Origin of the sequence: Lutibacter sp. Hel_I_33_5 (genome assembly GCF_007827455.1) — a bacterium.
GTDB lineage: Bacteria > Bacteroidota > Bacteroidia > Flavobacteriales > Flavobacteriaceae > Polaribacter.
The window spans coordinates 1443326-1464530 of sequence record NZ_VISM01000001.1 but is presented as its reverse complement, the minus strand read 5'-3'; the positions used below and the strand labels follow the sequence as shown (position 1 = coordinate 1464530).

General features: G+C 30.8%; 24 protein-coding genes. 10 read left to right on the top strand and 14 right to left on the bottom strand.

All coding sequences use genetic code 11. The annotated features are described in order from the left end of the window. Positions 1-64 precede the first annotated feature (64 nt). On the top strand, positions 65-2497 hold the full coding sequence (locus OD91_RS06560) for a LamG-like jellyroll fold domain-containing protein (RefSeq protein WP_186434413.1): 2433 nt from the start codon (positions 65-67) through the stop codon (positions 2495-2497). Positions 2498-2507: 10 nt separating this feature from the next. Here OD91_RS06560 and purE read toward each other — a convergent pair whose 3' ends face one another. From purE to OD91_RS06545, 3 genes are all read right to left on the bottom strand, one after another. Beyond that, on the bottom strand, positions 2508-2987 hold the full coding sequence (gene purE, locus OD91_RS06555) for a 5-(carboxyamino)imidazole ribonucleotide mutase (RefSeq protein ID WP_144895590.1): 480 nt from the start codon (positions 2985-2987) through the stop codon (positions 2508-2510). Positions 2988-3086: 99 nt separating this feature from the next. Further along, positions 3087-4244, bottom strand: a complete 1158-nt coding sequence (locus OD91_RS06550) for a 5-(carboxyamino)imidazole ribonucleotide synthase (protein ID WP_144895589.1) — start codon at positions 4242-4244, stop codon at positions 3087-3089. A gap of 54 nt (positions 4245-4298) precedes the next feature. Beyond that, entirely contained in the window at positions 4299-4724 is a 426-nt protein-coding gene (locus OD91_RS06545) for a hypothetical protein (protein ID WP_144895588.1), read from the bottom strand. Between the two features lie 163 nt (positions 4725-4887). On the opposite strand from OD91_RS06545, the gene greA reads away from it, so the two are divergent. The 3 genes from greA (at position 4888) to OD91_RS06530 (ending at position 6299) form a co-directional block, all read left to right on the top strand. Beyond that, positions 4888-5361, top strand: a complete 474-nt coding sequence (gene greA / locus OD91_RS06540) for a transcription elongation factor GreA (RefSeq protein ID WP_144895587.1) — start codon at positions 4888-4890, stop codon at positions 5359-5361. 72 nt (positions 5362-5433) lie between these two features. Beyond that, positions 5434-5823 (top strand): HIT family protein, encoded by a 390-nt coding sequence (locus OD91_RS06535; RefSeq protein ID WP_144895586.1) that lies wholly within the window; start codon positions 5434-5436, stop codon positions 5821-5823. Positions 5824-5828: 5 nt separating this feature from the next. Continuing rightward, positions 5829-6299 carry a DinB family protein gene (locus OD91_RS06530; protein WP_144895585.1) on the top strand — a complete coding sequence of 157 codons (471 nt, stop codon included), beginning with the start codon at positions 5829-5831 and terminating at the stop codon, positions 6297-6299. Here OD91_RS06530 and OD91_RS06525 read toward each other — a convergent pair. After that, positions 6296-7471, bottom strand: a complete 1176-nt coding sequence (locus OD91_RS06525) for a PAS domain-containing sensor histidine kinase (RefSeq protein WP_144895584.1) — start codon at positions 7469-7471, stop codon at positions 6296-6298. The genes OD91_RS06530 and OD91_RS06525 overlap by 4 nt on opposite strands. Positions 7472-7544: 73 nt before the next feature. Between OD91_RS06525 and OD91_RS06520 the strand changes: the two genes are divergently transcribed. Together OD91_RS06520 and OD91_RS06515 are read left to right on the top strand one after the other, a co-directional pair. Further along, positions 7545-8405: a flavin reductase family protein gene (locus OD91_RS06520; protein WP_144895583.1), complete on the top strand. Its 861-nt coding sequence runs from the start codon at positions 7545-7547 to the stop codon at positions 8403-8405. Positions 8406-8413: 8 nt separating this feature from the next. Further along, on the top strand, positions 8414-8782 hold the full coding sequence (locus tag OD91_RS06515) for a DUF3127 domain-containing protein (RefSeq protein WP_144895582.1): 369 nt from the start codon (positions 8414-8416) through the stop codon (positions 8780-8782). A gap of 112 nt (positions 8783-8894) precedes the next feature. Here the strand turns inward: OD91_RS06515 and OD91_RS06510 are convergent, their stop codons facing one another. Together OD91_RS06510 and OD91_RS06505 are read right to left on the bottom strand one after the other, a co-directional pair. Continuing rightward, entirely contained in the window at positions 8895-9134 is a 240-nt protein-coding gene (locus OD91_RS06510; RefSeq protein ID WP_144895581.1) for a DUF1456 family protein, read from the bottom strand. A 17-nt stretch (positions 9135-9151) separates the two neighbouring features. Beyond that, positions 9152-9775 carry a YqaA family protein gene (locus OD91_RS06505; RefSeq protein ID WP_144895580.1) on the bottom strand — a complete coding sequence of 208 codons (624 nt, stop codon included), beginning with the start codon at positions 9773-9775 and terminating at the stop codon, positions 9152-9154. A 155-nt stretch (positions 9776-9930) separates the two neighbouring features. Here OD91_RS06505 and aat point away from each other — a divergent pair, with 155 nt between their 5' ends. Further along, positions 9931-10575, top strand: coding sequence for a leucyl/phenylalanyl-tRNA--protein transferase (gene aat, locus OD91_RS06500; RefSeq protein WP_144895579.1), 645 nt, complete (start codon positions 9931-9933; stop codon positions 10573-10575). 59 nt (positions 10576-10634) lie between these two features. Here the strand turns inward: aat and OD91_RS06495 are convergent, their stop codons facing one another. Beyond that, positions 10635-11480: a flagellar motor protein MotB gene (locus OD91_RS06495; protein WP_144895578.1), complete on the bottom strand. Its 846-nt coding sequence runs from the start codon at positions 11478-11480 to the stop codon at positions 10635-10637. Between the two features lie 114 nt (positions 11481-11594). Here OD91_RS06495 and OD91_RS06490 point away from each other — a divergent pair, with 114 nt between their 5' ends. Then, entirely contained in the window at positions 11595-12584 is a 990-nt protein-coding gene (locus OD91_RS06490) for an FAD:protein FMN transferase (RefSeq protein ID WP_144895577.1), read from the top strand. A gap of 90 nt (positions 12585-12674) precedes the next feature. Beyond that, positions 12675-13952, top strand: a complete 1278-nt coding sequence (locus tag OD91_RS06485) for a hypothetical protein (protein WP_144895576.1) — start codon at positions 12675-12677, stop codon at positions 13950-13952. 3 nt (positions 13953-13955) lie between these two features. Here the strand turns inward: OD91_RS06485 and OD91_RS06480 are convergent, their stop codons facing one another. From OD91_RS06480 to OD91_RS06450, 7 genes are all read right to left on the bottom strand, one after another. Then, entirely contained in the window at positions 13956-14726 is a 771-nt protein-coding gene (locus OD91_RS06480; RefSeq protein WP_144895575.1) for a class I SAM-dependent methyltransferase, read from the bottom strand. 6 nt (positions 14727-14732) lie between these two features. Further along, on the bottom strand, positions 14733-15536 hold the full coding sequence (gene map / locus OD91_RS06475; protein WP_144895574.1) for a type I methionyl aminopeptidase: 804 nt from the start codon (positions 15534-15536) through the stop codon (positions 14733-14735). Between the two features lie 57 nt (positions 15537-15593). Further along, a complete protein-coding gene (locus tag OD91_RS06470) occupies positions 15594-15995 on the bottom strand; it encodes a BT0820 family HAD-type phosphatase (RefSeq protein WP_144895573.1) in 402 nt (133 codons plus the stop codon). A gap of 3 nt (positions 15996-15998) precedes the next feature. Beyond that, complete coding sequence (locus OD91_RS06465; protein ID WP_255513192.1) at positions 15999-16604, bottom strand: thioredoxin family protein; 606 nt, start codon at positions 16602-16604, stop codon at positions 15999-16001. A 2-nt stretch (positions 16605-16606) separates the two neighbouring features. Next, positions 16607-18124: a 2,3-bisphosphoglycerate-independent phosphoglycerate mutase gene (gene gpmI / locus OD91_RS06460; RefSeq protein ID WP_144895572.1), complete on the bottom strand. Its 1518-nt coding sequence runs from the start codon at positions 18122-18124 to the stop codon at positions 16607-16609. Between the two features lie 47 nt (positions 18125-18171). Then, positions 18172-18429, bottom strand: a complete 258-nt coding sequence (locus tag OD91_RS06455) for a hypothetical protein (protein WP_144895571.1) — start codon at positions 18427-18429, stop codon at positions 18172-18174. 87 nt (positions 18430-18516) lie between these two features. Then, a complete protein-coding gene (locus tag OD91_RS06450) occupies positions 18517-19284 on the bottom strand; it encodes a M48 family metalloprotease (protein ID WP_144895570.1) in 768 nt (255 codons plus the stop codon). 157 nt (positions 19285-19441) lie between these two features. On the opposite strand from OD91_RS06450, the gene OD91_RS06445 reads away from it, so the two are divergent. Continuing rightward, positions 19442-21199, top strand: coding sequence for an aromatic amino acid hydroxylase (locus OD91_RS06445; RefSeq protein WP_144895569.1), 1758 nt, complete (start codon positions 19442-19444; stop codon positions 21197-21199). Positions 21200-21205 lie beyond the last annotated feature (6 nt).

Genomic DNA, 21205 nt, shown 5'->3' with positions numbered 1-21205 from the left:
AATGAATAGAAAAAGATTAAGATTTATGAAAGCGATAAAATATTTTTTGCTGGTTATTGTAACTGTGTTTCCCCAAGTATTTTTTGCTCAGCAACCATGTTCTTCTGGGTATATAGGTAATGGAGTAGATGAATTTATAGAAATACCCAATACGACTTATATTAATGCAAATAATACAGCGGTAGCTAACCGAACAATAGAGTTTTGGTTTAAAGCTTCAGATATTACAACTAAACAAGTATTGTTCGAAGAAGGGGGTGGAGTAAATGCAATTTATTTTTTCCTTGAAAGTGATAGACTTTACTTAGGTCAATACAGTGATAATGCTAATGCATCTACAAAAAGAAGGCTTTTTAGGACAGGTAGTGGAGATATAGAGACTGATACCTGGTATCATGTAGCAATGACTTTAGATAGTGGAAGTACTTTAAAATGGTATTTAAACGGAGTAGAAAAAGATTCTCAAACAGGTTTTACAGTAAAAAAACACACTGGAGATATAAATTTTGGAAGATCGGGCGGAAATCTTAAATACCCTTCAAGTTTAGTAAGTAATTGGAATGCAAGCTCAATTGGCAGTTCTACTACAGAAACGTATAATAATACCTTTACTGGAAATGATAATACTAAATATTATTTTACAGGTAATATTTCTCTTTTTAGAATTTGGAATGTTGCGAGAACCGATTCAGAAATCGACACAAATAAAAGTACCTACCTAACTTCTGGAACAGATTTAGTTGCCTATCAAAATGGAGAAAAAATACATTATAGAGCTTCTTCAGATTCAGGAATTGATTCTGAAATAATTGCTGATGATAGTGATGTTTCTTATACTTGGACAGGAGGATCTTCTAACGTTTGGTCTGCAACAGCTAATTGGTCTGGTGGATCAAATCCAGATGCAGATAATGCGCAAACTATTGTTGTTAATAATGGTTCTAATAATCCAGACATAATTGCAAATACACTCATTGGTAGTTTAACTGTGGATGCAAGTGCAACAGTGACAATAAAAAGTGGTGGAACATTGAACGTATATTATAATTTGGTAAATAACGGAACTATTGTTGTTGAAGACGGAGGCTCATTAATTTTTCATTCATGTGTAAATGCTGTAACAGGAAGTGGAACGTTTACTGTCAATCAAAATTCACCTGCTTATTCAGCCCCTTATTTTTATTCATACTGGGGTTCTCCTTTAGTAGAAACGGATTCAGATCCATCGGTGTTATTTCCAAGTCAGCCTGTTGTTTACAAATTTAATTCAAGCGTTGCAAGTTCAGATTGGGCAGATAATGCAGGTGCAGATTTAATTCCAGGAGTTGGGTATGCAATTAGAGTTGAAAGTGCTGGAAGTTTTACACCAATAATGGATGGAAAAATCAATGAAACAGGAATTGATATTCCTGTATATTTCACAACGAATGCAGATTTTGATACAGATCCAGATAATGTATGGTCGGAAGAAGGAGATAATCTACTAGGAAATCCATATACATCAGCATTAGATTGGGATCTTATTATACAAGATACTGATAATGATATGTTAGATGGAACTGTATATTTTTGGGATCAACAAACAGTAGAAGTAGGGGACAATCATGTTTCAGATTATAAACAATATAATTTAACTGGTGGAGGTACAAATACTGCAACTGGAAAAATTGGATTAGGACAAGGTTTCTTTGTAAGAACTACAGTAAATGGAACTGTAAATCTTAAAAAAACACATCAAGTAGCAGGAGAGAATACTCAGTTTTTTAGAAAAGCTGCTAAATTAGATCCAAAGAAAGATGGACGTTCTTGGTTTTCGTTACGGGGAAATAATAAATTTAGCTCAACTTTAGTTGGTTTTGTTGATGGAGCAACTCGAAATTATGATAGATTATATGATAGTCCGTTTGATGTAAATAATACTGTCTTAGGTTTATATTCTCTTGTTGAAGGAGCTAAAAAAGCAACCATTCAAGGATTGCCAAAACTAAAGAAAAAGAAAAAAGTGGTTAAGCTAGGTTTTGTAGTTGATAAAGTTGGTGAGTATACTATTAAGGTTGACGAAGAGCATATAAAAAGCAAGTATTATATTTATTTAAGAGATAAAGAACAAGAAATTACTACCGATTTAAGATTGAATTCTTATACTTTTAATGTGGATTCTATCGGTGAAAATAATACCAGATTCAAATTGATTTATACGAAGAAAAGAAGAAAAGCTTCAAATCAATCAGTCCAGAATAGAGTAGTTCCTTCTATTGATGAAGCAAAAGAGTTTTTAGCATTTGTAACACCTAATAAAAAATTAATGGTGGAATATGATTTGGATGAAGACAATGTAAATAGCGTTATCCTTTTTGATATTCAAGGAAGAGCAGTTTCAACTTTTAGAGGAAGTGCTCTTAAAGATGTTTCACACTTAAAAACGGGTTTATATATTCTCGATGTTATTACAAATGATAACGAAAGAATTACTAAAAAGATACTGATTACGAATTAGGTTTAAGAACTTATTTTCTAACTCTTTCAGAAGCTTTTTCAACTTTTAGTTTTAAGCCTTCTTTATAAGCAATAATTTTATCTAATACACATTTATCTGATGCACCAATAATTTGTGCAGCAAGAATTCCAGCATTTTTTGCGCCATCTAATGCTACAGTTGCTACTGGAACTCCACCAGGCATTTGAAGAATAGATAAAACAGAATCCCAACCATCTATAGAATTTCTACTTTTTACTGGTACTCCAATAATAGGTAACGGACTCATACTTGCCACCATTCCAGGTAAATGTGCAGCGCCACCAGCGCCAGCTATAATCACTTTTATACCGCGAGTATGCGCATTTTTAGAATAGTCAACTAATTTTTCTGGAGTTCTGTGTGCAGAAACAATATCAACTTCAATTTGAATATCAAAACTTTCTAAAATATCGATTGCTTCTTGCATGATTGGAAGATCTGAATCGCTTCCCATTATGATTCCTACCATAGTTCTAGTTTTTAGTTCTTGTCATTGCGAGGAATAATTCGACGAAGCAATCTGCCTTTTATAATCAAGAGATTACTTCGTTTTACTCGTAATGACGTATTATTTACTTATTACTTTAACAGTTTCTTTAACCTTCTGTGCAATTTCTCTTGCTGTATTAATGTCTTTATGTACAATAGTTACATGACCCATTTTACGAAAAGGTTTGGTTTGTTTCTTTCCATAAATATGAGGTGTAACACCGTCAATTTTTATGATTTCTTCAATATTTTCATAAATAACATCACCTATAAAACCTTCTGCGCCTACCAAATTTACCATAATTCCGGCAACTTTACTTTCCGTATTTCCAAGAGGAAGGTTTAATATACTTCTTAAATGTTGTTCAAACTGATTCGTATAACTTGCCTCAATAGAATAATGCCCAGAATTATGTGTTCTTGGCGCAACTTCGTTTACCAAAATTTCATCAGTTGTTGTTTGAAACATTTCAACAGCTAATAATCCAACAAAGTCAAATGTATTAGCAACATTTAAAGCAATTTCTTGTGCTTTGTCTGCAACACTTTTATCAATCCTTGCAGGACATAAAACATATTCAACCTGATTTGCTTCTGGATGAAATTCCATTTCAACTACAGGATATGTTTTTGTTTCTCCATCACTATTTCTTGCTACAATTACAGCCAATTCATTTTTAAACGGAATTAACTTTTCGGCAATACATTCAACATTTGGTAACGTATTTAGATCGGTATAATTTCTTACAACTTTTACGCCTGTTCCATCATATCCAAATCGTGCAGCTTTCCAAACAAAAGGAAATTCAATAATACTATTTTCTACAGCATGAGTTAATTCTTCTAAATATGCATAGTGAGAAAAGGTAGCTGTCGGAATATTATTATCGGTATAAAAACTTTTTTGAGTGGCTTTATTTTGTATGATTCTAAGATTAGAAGGTTTTGGGTAAATAGTTAATCCTTCTTTTTCTAGTTTATCGAGTGCATCAATATTTACATTTTCAATTTCTATAGTAAGCAAATCTACTTGCTTTCCAAAATTGTAAACAGTATCAAAATCTAATAAGTTTCCTTGATGGAATTCGTTACAAATTTGTGCGCATGGAGCAGCTGCATTTGCATCTAAAATAACGGTATAAATATCAAATTTTTGAGTTTCAGGAAGTAGCATTCTTCCTAGCTGACCACCACCTAAAACGCCTAATTTAAAATCTGAAGAAAAGTAATTTTTCACAAGAATTGTGTTAAAATTCACAGCAAAAATAAGAATCTATTTAATAACCGGCTATTAAAAGTTAGTTATTCTAAGAATTGTTCCATTTAAATTAGTGACTAAATATTCTCTAGCAAATTTATCAATACCACTCGTTATTGGGGAACCATTTAAAATATTAAACTCAGAATCGTCACAAAGACATTTCATTTTGATGTTATTTTCTACTTGCATTCTAGTACAATTAGAAACAGGAATGTGTGGACAACTTCTTTCAAATGCTTTAAATTGATTTCCGTTTAGGTTGTAAATAATAATCCCACTTATACCACCAGATGAATATGCCCAGCCTCCAGGAACTCGAAGATCAAGAAATTGTGGCAAGTTTAAATCTACTGTTACATTCACTTGAACAAATGGTAAAACATCATTGTTTTCGGTTGTATCTGTGCAACTTAAACAAATAAGGAACGTGAATAAAATAAAGACTTTTTTAATCATTTTTAAGGGTAGTTTACTATAAAACGAGTGCAATTTACAATTATTTTGTACATTTGTAATCTAATCTCATACCTAATGGTCTGGGATTTTTAAATTTAAGCTATAATGAATGTTTATTAAAAACATGTTATGGTTTATTGTTGAATTTTAAAAATTGAGAAAAATGAGTGAGATATCATATTATTCAGCGGAAGGATTAAAGAAATTAAAAGACGAATTACTTCAATTAGAACAAGTAGAACGTCCAAGAGTTACGCAAGAAATTGCAGACGCAAGAGATAAAGGAGATTTAAGTGAGAATGCAGAATATCATGCAGCAAAAGAAGAACAATCGCATTTAGAGTTTAAGATTGCAAAACTAAAAAATGTAATTTCTAATGCACGTATTTTAGACGAATCTCAATTAGATATGTCTAAAATATTGATTCATTCTGTAGTTAAAATCAAGAATGCTGCAAACGGAATGGAATTTTCTTACACCTTAGTAGCTGATTCTGAAACTGATGTTAGAAATGGTAAATTGTCTGTAAACTCTCCAATAGGCAAAGGTTTACTTGGAAAAGAAGTAGGTGATATTGCTGAAATAAAAGTTCCAAGTGGAATTATGAAATTTGAAATTGTAGAGATTTCTAGATAAGTTTCGAAGTCATAAAGTAGCAAAGCAACTATTTTTACAAACAACTAAAATCGAACCACTAACAACTATTATATGAGCATATTTACAAAAATCGTTACAGGCGAAATTCCTTCGTATAAAGTTGCAGAAAACGATGATTTTTTAGCTTTTTTAGATATCAATCCTAATGCTAAAGGGCATACCTTAGTGATTCCTAAAAAAGAGGAAAATAAGTTGTTTGATTTGTCTAAGGATGAATATAATAAACTAATGGATTTCTCTTATAGAGTTGCGAAAGCGATAGAAAAAACGGTGGATTGTAAACGTGTTGGTTTAAGTGTAATTGGATTAGAAGTACCTCATGTACATGTGCATTTAATTCCGATAAATACTATGGCTGATATGCAATTTATTAATAAAGTGAAATTAACAAATGATGAGTTTGTTGCTTTGGCAGAAAAGATTTCAGCTAATTTTAATTAATTATAATGGTAAAAGAAATCGCAAGTAGGTTTAGAGAAGTTTTTCTTGACGGAACTTGGGTTGCTAACACAAATTATAAAAAAGTACTTACTAATATTACTTGGCAAGAAGCCAAACAAAAAGAATTTTCTGCAAATACTATTGCTCTTTTAACTTTTCATGTTAATTATTATGTTGCTGGTGTTTTGCAAGTTTTTGAAGGAGGTACATTGGATATAAAAGATAAATTTAGTTTTGATGCTCCTGAAATTACTTCTGAAAAAGATTGGGAAATATTAAGAAATACCCTTTTTGAGAATTCAAAAAAACTTGCAAATTGTATAGAGCAATTATCTAAAAAAGAACTAGAAAGTATTTTTGTAGATGAAAAATATGGAAGTCATTATAGAAATATTGAAGGAATTATAGAACACAGTTATTATCATTTAGGTCAAATATCTTTGATTAAAAAAATGATTGATAAAACAGAAAATTAATTTTTTAGTAATTGGACTTCAAACGTAGTCCCTTTTCCTAGCTCAGATTTTTTAACAAAAATTTTACCGTTATGGTAATCTTCAATAATTCTTTTTGATAAAGACAAGCCTAATCCCCAACCACGTTTTTTTGTTGTAAATCCAGGTTTAAAAATCTTCTTGTACATAGATTTCGACATTCCTTTTCCAGTATCAGAAACCGTGATTTTTATTTTTTTATTGGTGTCAGAAATGGCTACCTCTAAAGTTCCTTTTCCTAACATAGCATCAATAGCATTTTTTATTAAATTTTCTATCACCCAACTATATAACTCAGTGTTTAAGTTGGCAAACAATTCGTTATTTGAACTTGAAAACGAAAAAGAAATTTGTTTAGAACTTCTAGATTGTAAATAATCGAAAGCCGCTTTTGTTTCTTTAACAATTTCAGTTTTCTTCAATTCTGGTAAAGAACCAATTTTAGAAAAACGATTGGCAATGGTATTTAATCGATGGACATCTTTTTCTATTTCATCAACATATTTATCATTTACATTTTCAGTTTTTAAAATAGCAATCCATCCTAATAAAGAAGACAAAGGTGTACCGATTTGATGCGCCGTTTCTTTTGCCATTCCTGTCCATAATTTATTTTGTTCTGCAACTTTATTGGAGTTAAAAAACAAGTAAATAACAGCTAAAAATAATACTAGAATTAATAATAAGGCAAGTGGATAGTAGGTGAGTTTGTCTAATAAATCAGAATCTTTATAATAGATATAATCGGCTTTTCCTAAATATTCTACCTTAATTGGTTCGTTTTGGCTTTTCATGATAGCCAATTGCTTCTCAAGGTATATTGAATCTTTTTCTATTTTAATATCCAATTCTCTTTTGATATCTAAATTATTCCAGTTTTTAATTTTACCATCAAAATCTACTAATATCATTGGAACATCTTTGTTCTTTTCAATAATCTTAGAAGGTAGTGGAGACATGTTTTCATCTAACTCTGCAATCGTAGTCGTATTAAATTCTTTTATGGCATCACCATGAAGTTCCATTTTTGCTCTTTCAGCTTTTTTAAACTTCTGAAAGAAAACATAGGTATTCCAAAGAATAAGGGAAACAATTAAAAACGAAGTCAGAATAGAAATTCGTTTTAACCACAAAGTATTTTTAAAAAAACTCATTTGTCAAATATAACCAATCTACTATATAACTGATTTGTGAATTTGATAGTATATTTACAGTAAAATTATTTTGATGTTAAGTATAGATCCAAAAGAAATTGCTACTTCTAAATTGCACGGATATTTGTTGGGCGCTGTTGCTCCTAGACCTATTGCTTTTGCAAGTACAATTGATGCGAATGGGAATCCAAATTTATCACCTTTTAGTTTTTTTAATGTTTTTGGAGCAAATCCACCCATTATGATTTTTTCTCCTGCAAGAAGAGTGAAAAATAACACTACTAAACATACATTAGAGAATGCGTTGGCTACTAAAGAAGTTGTGATTAATGTGGTGAATTATGATATTGTTCAACAAATGTCTTTAAGCAGTACTGAATATCCGGCAGACGTTAACGAATTTGAAAAAGCGGGTCTTACCATGCTAAAATCAGATAAAATAAAACCGTTTAGAGTAGCAGAATCTCCTGTGCAATTTGAATGCAAAGTAAATGATGTTATTTTTACAGGTGATGAAGGAGGTGCAGGAAATTTAATTGTGTGTGAAGTTGTAAAAATTCATATTTCTGAAGCCATTTTGGATGAAAACGGAACGATAGATCAGCATAAAATAGATTTAGTTGCAAGAGCAGGAGGAAGTTATTATTCTCGTGCTAGAGATGGTTTTTTCGAAATTCCAAAACCTATTTCTAGGTTAGGAATTGGAGTAGATGCAATTCCGTTTGAAATTAGAAATAGTACAATTTTAACAGGGAATAATCTAGGAATGCTAGGTAACGTAGAGCAATTACCGTCAAAAGAAACTGTTGATAACTTTGGAAAAGAACATCCGCATATTGTAAAGGCAAACATTGAAAAAAAACATACATTTGCGCAAGAGTTTTTAAATAATAATGATACAGAAAGTGCTTGGAAAGTGCTTTTACTTAAATAGTTAAGAATATGGAAGTAATTGGAAAAATTAAATTAATAGGAGAAACACAAACGTTTGGAAGCAACGGTTTTAGAAAAAGAGAATTAGTAGTTACTACTGATGAGCAATATCCACAAATGATTATGATTGAATTTGTACAAGATAAGTGCGATTTACTAAATAGTTATGGTGTTGGACAAGATGTGAAAGTGTCTATTAATTTACGTGGTAGGGAATGGATTAATCCAGAAGGTGTTGCAAAATACTTTAACTCTGTTCAAGGTTGGAGAATAGAAAATTTATCTCAAGCAGCTTCTACGCAAAATGTACCGCCAGCTGAGCAATTTGCACCAGCTCCAGATTTAAATACAAATGAACCAGATGATTTACCATTCTAGAGACTTAGAATTTTAGATTACTAGATATAAATAAAAAAGAGCGCAATTTGCGCTCTTTTTTATATTGTATTTTTTTGTTTCTATCGCTCAAGGAGCGAAGGGCTCTAAAATTCTATTTATCTTTTTTAGGCATCGGGCCACGAAGATGGATTATCAGTCCGTTTAAAAAATTACGTAAAAATTGATCGCCGCACTCAACATATTTAGGATGATCTTCTTTTCTAAAAATAGCTCCTAATTCAGCTTTAGATACTTTTAAATCAACCAAAGCACAAATATCAATAATATCGGTATCTCGTAATTTGTGTGCTACGCGTAATTTTTTAAAAATATCATTATTTGTTAATCCCATAATGCAAATGTACTATTTTAGTTTACGGCTTTAAAAATTACTGAAGCATAAAGTGCAAATCTCAAAAATCGAAATAATCCGAAAAGAGCCACTCTTTTAAAAGGATATTTTATCATTCCAGCAGCAACACATGCAATAGAAAAAGGTAAAGGCAATAATGCACCAACTAAAATTAAAATCCCACCCCATTTACGAGTATTCTTTAAATTCTTAGCCATTTTGACCTCTAAGTACTCTTTAAGAGATTTAATTCTTAGTGCAGTTTTTCCTAAAAAATAAGAGATTAAACCGCCAAGGTAAGATAAGGTTGCTAAAAAAGTTAAGTTAAGTACTTGTTGAGACGTTTTTCCTGCCCAGGCAATAAAGATCTCTGGAGGAATTAACCCTAACAATGTTTCAGAAATAAAGAAGGTTGTTAAAACGCCAATTCTAGAAAAGGTTTCTGTTATGGTTTCTAATCCTTCATTAATGTTATATACATATTTGTTGAATAGAAATAATCCAACAATAACAAGTACAATGGGTAAAAAAGCTTTTTTTAAACTTTCCCAAATAAACATGTAAAATCCAGTTCTTGAATAATAATTATGCAACAACTTAAATTTTTCCTTACTTGTTTTTTCTCTTTTCTTTCTCGCCATTTAATAAATCCTTCAGCGTTTAATCAGCCTACAAAAATAGGAACAAAATTCTTATAAATGACAGCTATTTTATTATTAACGATATTTTATGATTAAAGTATTTATTGAATCTGTTTTTATTTAAAATAATATCAAAGAAAAGTTATTTTTGTACTATGATTTGGCTATCCAATAGATTAGAATTTCCTGCATATACAACTACTACAAAAGACGGAATTATCGCTTTAGGTGGCGATTTATCTATTGAACGATTAACATTAGCATACAGTAAAGGGATTTTTCCTTGGTTTTCAGAAGGTGAACCCATAGTTTGGTATTGTCCGCCAAAAAGAATGGTCTTGTTTCCAGAAGAGTTGAAAGTTTCCAAATCCATGCGACAAATTTCTAAGAAGAATGAATATGTTATTACAGAGAATGAAGCTTTTGAAGAGGTGATTTTTAATTGTAAAAGCATCGAAAGAAAAGATGATTTAGGTACTTGGATTACTGATGATATGGAGCAAGCCTATATAAATTTACATAAAAGAGGTCTTGCAAAATCTATCGAAGTGTGGAGATTTCTCGACTCCACTCGAAATGACAAAGAATTGGTTGGAGGTTTATATGGTGTCGATTTAGGAAACGGAGTTTTTTGTGGAGAAAGTATGTTTACAAAAATGTCTAATGCTTCTAAGTTGGCGTTTATTCATCTAGCAAAAAACTATGATTATAAATTAATAGATTGCCAAATGTATACTGATCATTTAGCTAGTTTGGGGGCAAGAGAGATTAGTAGAGATGAGTTTTTGGAATGGTTGTAATTTTAAAACAAAAAACCATCTCTTTCGAGATGGTTCTTAATAATACATTTCAAAAAGTATTAATCAGCTTTTTGCTCTAACAAATCAAAGAATTGATTTAAACGTGGCATAATAATAATTTTTGTTCTACGATTTTTCGCCATATTAGTAGCGTTATCATTTGCTACTAAAGGAGAGTAAGAGCTTCTACCGGCAGCAATTAATCTATCTGGTTTTACACCGTATTTATATTGTAAAATTCGTGTAATTGATGTTGCACGTTTTGCAGATAAATCCCAGTTATCTTGTAAGAATTCTGTCTTAATAGGTTTAGAATCTGTATGGCCTTCAATCATTACATCCATTTGAGGTTGATCGTTAATTACTTTAGCAACTTTTTCTAAAACTGTATAGGCTTTGTCGGTTACATTATAGCTTCCGCTTTTAAATAATAACTTATCAGAAATTGATATAAAAACAACTGTTTTTTCTACGTTTACTTCTATATCTTTATCCTGAATTCCTTCAGATAAATTCTTAGTTAAGTGATATTTGATTGCTAAATTCAATGAGTCTTTTTGAGTCATTGCTTTTCTTACGCCATTAATATATTTGTCTTTCTCGCTAAGTTGAGAAATTACATTTTTGATATTATCGGAAGAAGATTGTGTTAAAACAGTTAGGTTTTCAACTTGTTTTAAAGCTGTTTTTTTGTCGTCTTTTAAAGATTTAACTTGTTCGCCTAAAGCAAAAGCTGTTGCTCCTTCTTTTTCTTTTTCTACTAAACACTTTTGTAGTGATGCTTTAGTGTCTACTAATTGTTGTTTTGTAGAACTATGCTCAGCTTGTAAGCTTGCAAATTCTTTTTTAGTAACACAAGAACTTAAAGCTAACGTAAGCGATAATAATAAAGCTGTTTTTTTCATTTTTAAAAATTATAATTCAATAACAAATTTAACAAAAACGATGAATAAAAAACTCGATTAACAATACTTTATGAGAATTTTATAAACTATTTTTGTTAATAAATTCACAATATAATGAAGCAACTCACTCAAGTTTTACTTTTGGTGTTTTTTTTCTCCTTTTTCTCTTGTAAAAAAGAGCTACCTCATAAAATTCAATTAAAAGGAAGTGTATTCGGAACAACTTATGCGATTATCTACTTAAACGATAAAAATAATTACAGCAACTCTTTAGATAGCTTATTTTATTTAGTGAATAAATCGTTGTCTACTTATATGCCAACTTCAGATATATCAAGAATTAATAAAGGAGATACAACAATTGTTATTGATAGCTATTTTACGGAAGTTTTTAATAAATCTGAAAAAATATTTAAAGAAACCAATGGTTATTTTGATCCAACAGTTGGGGATTTGGTGAATGCTTGGGGTTTTGGTCCGGAAAAACAGCTTAAAAATTTAGACAGTACCAAAGTGAAAGATCTGTTACAATTTGTAGGTTTTAATAAAGTATCATTGGTGAATGGTAAAGTGAAAAAAGAAGCTAAAGAAATATATTTCGATTTTAATTCTATTGCTAAAGGGTATGGAATTGATATTGTTGGACGTTTTTTAGAAGGAAAAAAAATAGAAAATTACATTGTAGAAATTGGAGGAGAGGTTAGAGCAAAAGGACGAAATCAGAATAAAAAATCATGGTCAGTAGGTTTAGATAATCCAAATACTGACGGAACAAGAACTCTTAGGAAAATTATCAATTTATCTAATAAATCGATGGCAAGTTCTGGAAATTACAGGAAATTTAGGATAGCTGAAAACGGTGATAAATTTGTGCATACTATAAATCCAAAAACTGGATACGCACAAGAAAGCAACTTGTTAAGTGCAACTGTTATTGCAGCAAAAGATTGTGCAGATGTAGATGCCTATGCTACTGCTTTTATGGCTATGGGGGTAGAAAAAACAAAACAATTTTTAGAAGAGCATAAAGAAATTAAAGCGATTTTAATTTTTACAACTTCGGCTGGAGATCTTTCAGAATTTTCAAATTATACCCAGAACTAGGTATAAAAATACTTTTTTTTATGTGTATTTTTGCTATATTGCGGGTACTATTCCCTAGAATAATAAAAACTAAAATTTTTAGATACTACTATGAAGAAAATAGTAATTTTACTTTTGTGCGTTTTTAGCACATTACTCGCGTTTTCTCAATCAAACAAGGACATTGCGAAAATTTATATTAAAAGAGCCAATACAGCTATAGAAACTGCTGTAGATTATAAAGGGGCACTTGTAAGTTTTGAAAAAGCAATGGAAAAAACCGATTCAATTACAGATCGTAGCGTTGCAGGATTGGGGGCGAAAATTTATTTTGAGTTAGGACAAATAAAAAAATCTAATGAATATATTTCTCAATACTTTATTTTAAATAAAAATAAAAGTACAGAAGAGTACGTTGGGTATATGGAGTTCTTTGTGATGATACAAGAAGCTCTTGAAGAAAAAGAAGCTGAAGAAAAAAGATTAGAAGAAGAACGTCTACGTAAAGAAAGAGAGTTAAAAAGGATAGATTCGTTAAAAACAGCTTGGACTACTAAATCTGATGCATTGTCACTAAAATTAGATAGTATTTATGCTTTTAATAAAAATAAACTAGCACTTTATAAAAATGAAGGTTCGTTTGGTATTATTAAAGATAATGGAGAGGTGTTTAAAGAAGCAAATAGCTACAAACATGGTTTCAACTTTGATGGCTACTTTGTATTATTAAATAAGAAAGAAAATCCAACTAAAATTTACACGTATAATTCTGAAACTAAATCTGAGTTTGTTTTGCCAGATGTTGCAGAGTTTAATCCGTTATCTACAAATTACGGTAAAGTAACTTATGCTAGAGGTAATGGTAGAATTGTAGCGTATCCTAATGAAACTAAAGAAGCTTTAGTATATGATATTGAGGAGCGTAAATTTGTGAAAATTAGTGATATTAAAAGTTTTTTAAAGAAATTAAGAAAGGCAGATATTATTGATAAATATAAAGATCAAAGTGTTCGTTTAAATTCTGATAAATGGTACTTTTTTGGAGGTCATTTAGGAGGTGGAATCCATCCCTTATTTAATGAAGATAATACTTTGTACGGTTATTTGAATTCTGCTACAGGTAAGGAAATTTCAGCATCAGATGTTGGTCATTTAGGAACTTTATACAATAGTAAAATACAATCTAAAAGAAGAAATAAAGTTTACTGGGTAGATAAAAATGGTGAAAAGGTAAAAGCGCCTGAAAACGAAGCAGGAGAGTATAAAGGTAGTTCTATAGTAAAAAGACTTGAGAATGGAAATTACCAATTCTTACAAAAAGGAATTATTATTTTAGGAGATAAAAAATTAGAGAAATTAGCTGATTTCTTAAGAAATAATAAAAAATAAATTTTATTCTTTATAACATATAGGAAGGATTTCTCCTTTCATTAATGCAAATCGCTCTAGTTTTTCTGGAGCGATTTTTTTTGTATAATCTATTTCATCAACTTTAAAACCTACAGTACGTAACGTATCAAAATAATCACGTCCGTAAATTCTTACATGATCGTATTGACCAAATATTTTTGTTCTCTCTTTTTTATCTGTAATGGTATTGTCTTCAAACGTTTTTTCTCTTTTTAAGTCTTGAGGAATTTGAAAAATACCAAAACCACCTTTTTTCATCACCCTAAATAGTTCTTGCATCGCTTTTGTATCGTCTGGAATATGCTCTAAAACATGATTGCAAAAAATAACATCGAAAGCGTTGTCATCAAAAGGTAAATTGCAAATATCTGCTTTTACATCTGCAATTGGTGATTCTAAATCTGAAGTGATATAGTCTAAGTTTTTTTGTTTTCTAAATAGATTTAAAAAACATTGTTCAGGAGCAATATGTAATACTTTTTGCTTTTTTATTGATGTGAAAAATTCTGTCTCATTTTGTAAAAAAAGCCAAAGTAATCTGTGTCGTTCTAATGAAAGTGTGCTTGGGGATAATGCATTTTCTCTTTGTTTTCTGTATCCATACGGTAAAAATTTACGAAAACTTTTTCCATCTATTGGATCTGTAAATGTGTTTCCTTTTAAAAAGAATGCTATTAAAGGTCTAACAAGATAGCTGACCTTAATTAACCAAGGTCTTGGAATTGTGTTTAGTATGGATTTAAAAATAGACACAGAAAGTTAATTTCTAAATTCGTCTTCTTCATTAGTTTCAATCCCTAAAGCTTCATTTACATATTTAAAGGTTGAAAGTAATTCTGGTTTTCCGTTTACAATAGCAACATCATGTTCAAAATGTGCAGATGGTTTTCCGTCAAAAGTTGTTATCGTCCAACCATCATTATGTTGTCTTATTTTATGTGTTCCCATGTTGGTCATTGGTTCTATAGCAACAACCATTCCCTCTACAAATTTCTTTCCTCTACCACGTCTTCCATAATTTGGCATTTCTGGATCTTCGTGCATAACTTTTCCTAATCCGTGTCCTACCAATTCTCTTACAACACCATAACCATGTTTTTCTGTGAAATTCTGAATTGCAAAACCAACATCGCCAACTCTGTTTCCTATTTTAAGTTCTCGTATACCAACGTATAAACTTTCTTTAGTAACGTCTAGTAATTTTTTGGTTGCTTCATCAATTTCTCCAACTGCAAATGTATACGCATGGTCTCCGTAAAAATCATTTTTTAATGCTCCGCAATCTATAGAAATAATATCGCCTTCTAGTAAAGGTTTATCATTCGGAATTCCGTGTACAACTTGTGAGTTTGGACTCATACAAAGTGTATTTGGGAAATCATACAATCCTAAAAAACCTGGAATAGCGCCTTCAGACCTAATAAAATCTTCTGCTAATTTATCTAAATATAATGTGGTTACACCAGGTTTTACTTCTTTAGCAAGCATGCCTAAAGTTTTAGAAACTACTAATGCGCTTTCACGCATAATTTCTATTTCTTCTCTGGTTTTTACTTTAATCATTTCTGTAAATTAAAGTGCAAAGTTACTATATTTTATAGGAATTTAAAGCAATCTATATTATTTGAAAAAAGAGAAGAAACCTTTTTTCTTTTTTACTTCTGGCTCGTGATTAAAAATGTGTTTGTAAACTTCTGTCCAGCCTAAAAATCCACCAATATTTCTATCATCTACAAAAATATCTGCATGAATTTTCCGACTTATTTTTCCATCAAAAATTTCTTCTGGATAATTTTTATTAACAGCATAAAACTCGATCCCGTTTTCTTGGCAATAAGCAACAGCTTCGTCTAATTTTCTACCACTTCTATAGGTCCAAAGAATTAATCTATGTCCTTCAGATTGTAGTTTTTTCATGGTATCAAAAGCAAAAATCATAGGTTTGCCAATTCCTGGATACGCATCTTCTACAACGGTACCGTCAAAATCTATGGCAACAATTAAATTCTTGTTAAGATTCATGTATTAAGATCTATCGTACGAATGTTTGTATGGTTGTTGAGTAACAATTTTTAAAATATCTTTTTCTAAAGTCTCTCTAGGATATTCTACATACCTACCAATTTCTTTTCCATCTTTATAAAAAATAAAAGTAGGAACTCTAATAACATTGTGTCCTTGCTGTAAGTTGTCTGGTGTTCTTTTACTTCTGTTAAGTGTGATTAATTCTAAATTATCAAAATTAAAATCTGCTTCTTCCAGAACTTTATAAAAACGAGGCGTTTCTCTTTTACTATCTCCACACCATGTTCCCATAAAAGCTCTAACTTTTAATGCTTTTATAGGTTCTTTTATTTTTGCAATAGTTTCTGAATCTGTATTGTAAGCTTTATGATTACTCTTAAACCATGCACTATAAGGAATTTGATTGAAAGATTCTTTATCAGCATATCCAACTAAGTTTCCAGAAGCATCTTTCATTGCAGTTACTTTCTTTTGAACTTCTTCTTTTACTTTTGCAACTACCACTTTTTCTTTAGCTACAGTTTCTTTTTTTGCTTCGACAACACCTTTTTTTGAGCTACATGAAAATGCGATAAAGCAACAAAATATAAAAACAATTTTCTTCAAAATTAAACTAACGATTTTTGAGTCATTTCTTTAGGTTTATTAACTCCCATCATATTTAAAATTGTAGGAGCAATATCGCCCAAGATACCATTTTTTATTGATTTTAATTCTTTGTCAATTAAAATGATTGGAACTGGGTTGGTAGTATGTGCAGTATGAGGTGAGCCATCTGGATTCATCATAGTTTCGCAATTTCCATGGTCAGCAATTAGCAAAGTTGAATACCCGTTTGCTAAACCTGTTTCTATTACTTCTTTTGCACAAATATCAACCGCTTCACACGCTTTTATAGCTGCATCCATATCTCCTGTATGGCCAACCATATCTCCGTTAGCAAAATTTAGGCATACAAAATCTGTTTCGCCTTTATTTAAATCTTCACACAGCGCATCTTTTAATTCGTACGCAGACATTTCTGGTTTTAAATCATAAGTTGCAACTTTTGGAGAATTTCTTAGTATTCTAGATTCACCTTTAAAAGGCTCTTCTTGTCCGCCAGAAAAGAAAAAAGTAACATGTGGATATTTTTCTGTTTCGGCAATCCTAATTTGTTTTTTACCCGCTTTAGATAAAACTTCTCCAATGGTATTTTTAATATTATCGTTGGTGTAAATTGCATTTACATTGTTAAATGACTCATCATACATAGTCATTGTATTATAATGCAATTTTAATTTTTTCATTCCTTCTTCTGGGAAATCTTTTTGTGATAAAGCAGCAGTTAATTCACGCCCTCTATCGGTTCTATAATTAAAGAAAATAACAACATCGTCTTCTTTAATTTGAGTTTTCGGATTTCCATCAGAATCTACCATGATAATTGGCTTGATAAACTCGTCAGTAATTTTTTCTTGGTATTTTTCTTTAAGTGAAGCGACTGCATCGGTAGATTTTTCTCCTGTTGCATTTACAACAGCATCATACGCTAATTTTATACGTTCCCAACGATTATCTCTATCCATCGCATAATAACGTCCGGTAACAGAAGCTAGTTCTCCTACCGATTCAGCCATATGTTCTTGTATTTCATTGATAAAATATGCGCCAGATTTTGGATCTGTATCACGTCCATCAGTAAAAGCGTGTAAGTAAACATTCTCTGCATTATTTTCTGCAGCCACATCTAATAAGCCTTTAATATGATTTATGTGAGAGTGAATTCCACCATTAGAAACCAATCCTAAAAGGTGAATATCTTTATTATTTTCTTTAGCATAAGATAAAGCGTCTAGCAACACTTTTTCTTGACCTAAAGTTTTTTCTTTAACCGCTTTATTAATTCTTGCTAAATTTTGATACACAATTCTTCCAGCCCCTAAATTAATATGACCTACTTCTGAATTACCCATTTGTCCTTCTGGTAAACCAACATGTTCTCCGTCAGTTCGTAAAGTAGCGTGTGGATATACATCATATAAAGAATTAATATACGGTGTTTTTGCGTTGTAAATTGCAGATACTTTTGGGTCTTGAGTAATTCCCCAACCATCCAAAATCATTAAAATAACTTTCTTGTTCATTCTCTTAAAATTGAGCAGTAAAAATAAGAAAGATTTTTGGCTTGATTTTAGAATTTAACGAAACCGATTACGTAAATAAGGATTAAGAAAATTATAGATAATACAATAGCTTTATTTCTAAATGAAATTCGGTTTTGTTCTTTAATTTTTTCTCTTATTTTTTTAAGTTGATGTGGCGTTGCTTTATTATCGAAATGTAAAGTTTTATAATTAGCTTTTTTATAGTTTTTTAATCTTTCGAAATTTGAAACACGATTTCTTTTGTTGTTTCTTAAACTAGCCGCCATGTCTGCGATAAAACTCATAACAATTGAATTAGATACTACTTATAAGTAGCTCAAAATCAATAAATGTTACATGTTTTTCGAGTTATTTTAACTAGAAACCAACAACTATTTACTATACTTTCTAATTGCTTCTTTAATTTTTTCAATTCTATTTTCAGGATCTGGATGAGAACTTTGAAATTCCGGAACTCTATTCGGTCCAGCTGCAGCTTTTAATATTTGCATCACACCAATTAAACTTTCAGGCTTATAGCCAGCATCAATCATTAATTTAACGCCTAATTCGTCACTTTCCAATTCGTCTCCACGTCCGTTTTTTAATAAAGTTTGCTGTCCAATTCCATTTGCTAATTGACCTAAGTCTGCTCCAACAGAAGCGCCCATGGTAAGTAATTTCCAGAAATTAGCATCTGTAATTCTTTCGTTAGAATGTTTTCCTAAAACATGTCCAATTTCATGTCCTAAAACACCTGCTAATTGATCTTCATTTTTCAGTTTAGAAAATAAAGCATAAGTTATAAATATTTGTCCGCCAGGTAAAGCAAATGCGTTAATAGCTCTTTCATCACGAAGTAAGTGAAATTCGTATTTGTAGTTAGATTGTCTTGCGATAGAATTATCAACCAAGCGCTTTCCAATTTTATCTACTAAGTCTTGATATTGTTGATTCTGATATAAACCTCCATGTTGCTGCGCCATAGATGGTGCTTGTTGTAAGCCAATAGCAATTTCTTGGTCTGTTGTTAAACTAATTGCTTGTGATTTTCCTGTATAAGGATTTACTTCTTTCTGACTGCATTTTCTAAGATATGCAAAACATACAATTGCAATACCAATAAACAGCCTGATTTTAAAACCGCCGCGTCTTCTCATTATTTTTGATTTTTTGTAGGATTACAAGATACTAATTATATGTTTTAATGTTTAATAAATTCAAATAATTACGAATATTGTAATATTTTAATGTAAAATAGATTGATATTTATATTATTCGTAAATTTACATCACTAAAAAATATTGATATTTTTATATGGACGTTCATTTTGAGTTTAACGAAGTCACTAAAAAATTACCAAAACATCTACATAAGTTTATTGTAAAGCAACCTTATAATGAATATACAGGTCAAAATCAAGCTGTGTGGAGATATGTGATGCGAATGAATGTTGATTATTTAAGTAAAGTTGCTCATAAATCATATATAAAAGGATTAGATATTACGGGTATTTCTATTGATAGTATTCCTAAAATGGAAGGTATGAATAGAATTTTAAAGGATATTGGTTGGGCTGCGGTTTCTGTAGATGGTTTTATTCCTCCCAATGCTTTTATGGAGTTTCAAGCCTATAATGTATTGGTTATTGCTTCAGATATTAGAACACTAAATCATATAAAATATACTCCAGCGCCAGATATTATTCATGAAGCTGCGGGTCATGCACCAATTATTGCAAATCCAGAATATGCTGAATATTTAAGACGTTTTGGCGAGATTGGAAATAAAGCTATTTCTTCTGCCAAAGATTATGAAATGTATGAAGCGATTCGATTACTTTCAATTTTAAAGGAAAACCCTAATTCTACAGAAAAAGAAATTAATGAGGCGCAAGAAAAAGTAGAATGGTTGCAAAATAATATGGGCGAATTATCTGAAATGGCTCGAATTAGAAATTTGCATTGGTGGACGGTAGAATATGGTTTGATTGGTAGTTTAGAGAATCCAAAAATTTATGGAGCAGGACTGTTGTCATCAATAGGAGAAAGTGCTTGGTGTATGCAAGATCAAGTAAAAAAGAAGTCTTATACTATTGAAGCAGCAAATCAAAGCTTTGATATTACGAAGCCACAACCACAGTTATTTGTTACGCCAAATTTTGCACATTTAAGTTTAGTTTTAGAACAGTTTGCTAATAAAATGGCAATAAGAACGGGTGGTTTAAAAGGAATAAAAAAGTTAATTAAGTCAAAGAATTTAGGGACGATAGAATTAAGTACAGGAATCCAGGTTTCTGGAATTTTTACAGATGTTATTTCTGATGAAAATAATAAACCTATCTATATAAAAACTACAGGAAATACTGCGCTTGCAAATAGAGATAAAGAATTAATTGGGCATGGAATTGAATATCATTCGGAAGGTTTTGGTAGTCCGATTGGAAAACTAAAAGGAATCAATATTCCGATTGAAGACATGAGTCCGAGAGATTTAGAAGCTTACGGAATTTACGAAGGGAAGAAAATTGTATTGGAATTTGAAGGTGGTGTTAAGGTTGATGGAGAAGTGATTACCGGTACAAGAGATTTACGTGGTAGTATTCAAATAGTGTCCTTTAAAAACTGTAACGTTACTTATAAAGATACTGTATTGTTTCATCCTGATTGGGGAATTTATGATATGGCTATAGGAAAAGATGTGATTTCCGCTTTTTCTGGGCCTGCAGATATGAACTCTTTTGGTGATCTAGGAAAAGTTTCTGAAACTAAAACACATAAAATATCCTATTCTGATGATGAAAAAAGATTGTATGATTTGTATGATGTTGTTAGAAAAATGCGAGAAGACAATCAAACATCAGAAAAAAGTATTACACTTATTTTTAATGAATTGAAAAATAATTTTCCTTTAGATTGGCTATTGGTATTAGAATTGTATGAATTAACTTTGCAAAACGATTTTAAGTGTCATGCAGAAATTTTAAATCATTTATTACGACTGCAAAAAAAGGAATCATTAAAAGAATTAATTCAGAACGGATTAGAGTTATTAAAAACTTCTAATTCAAAATAAATAAAA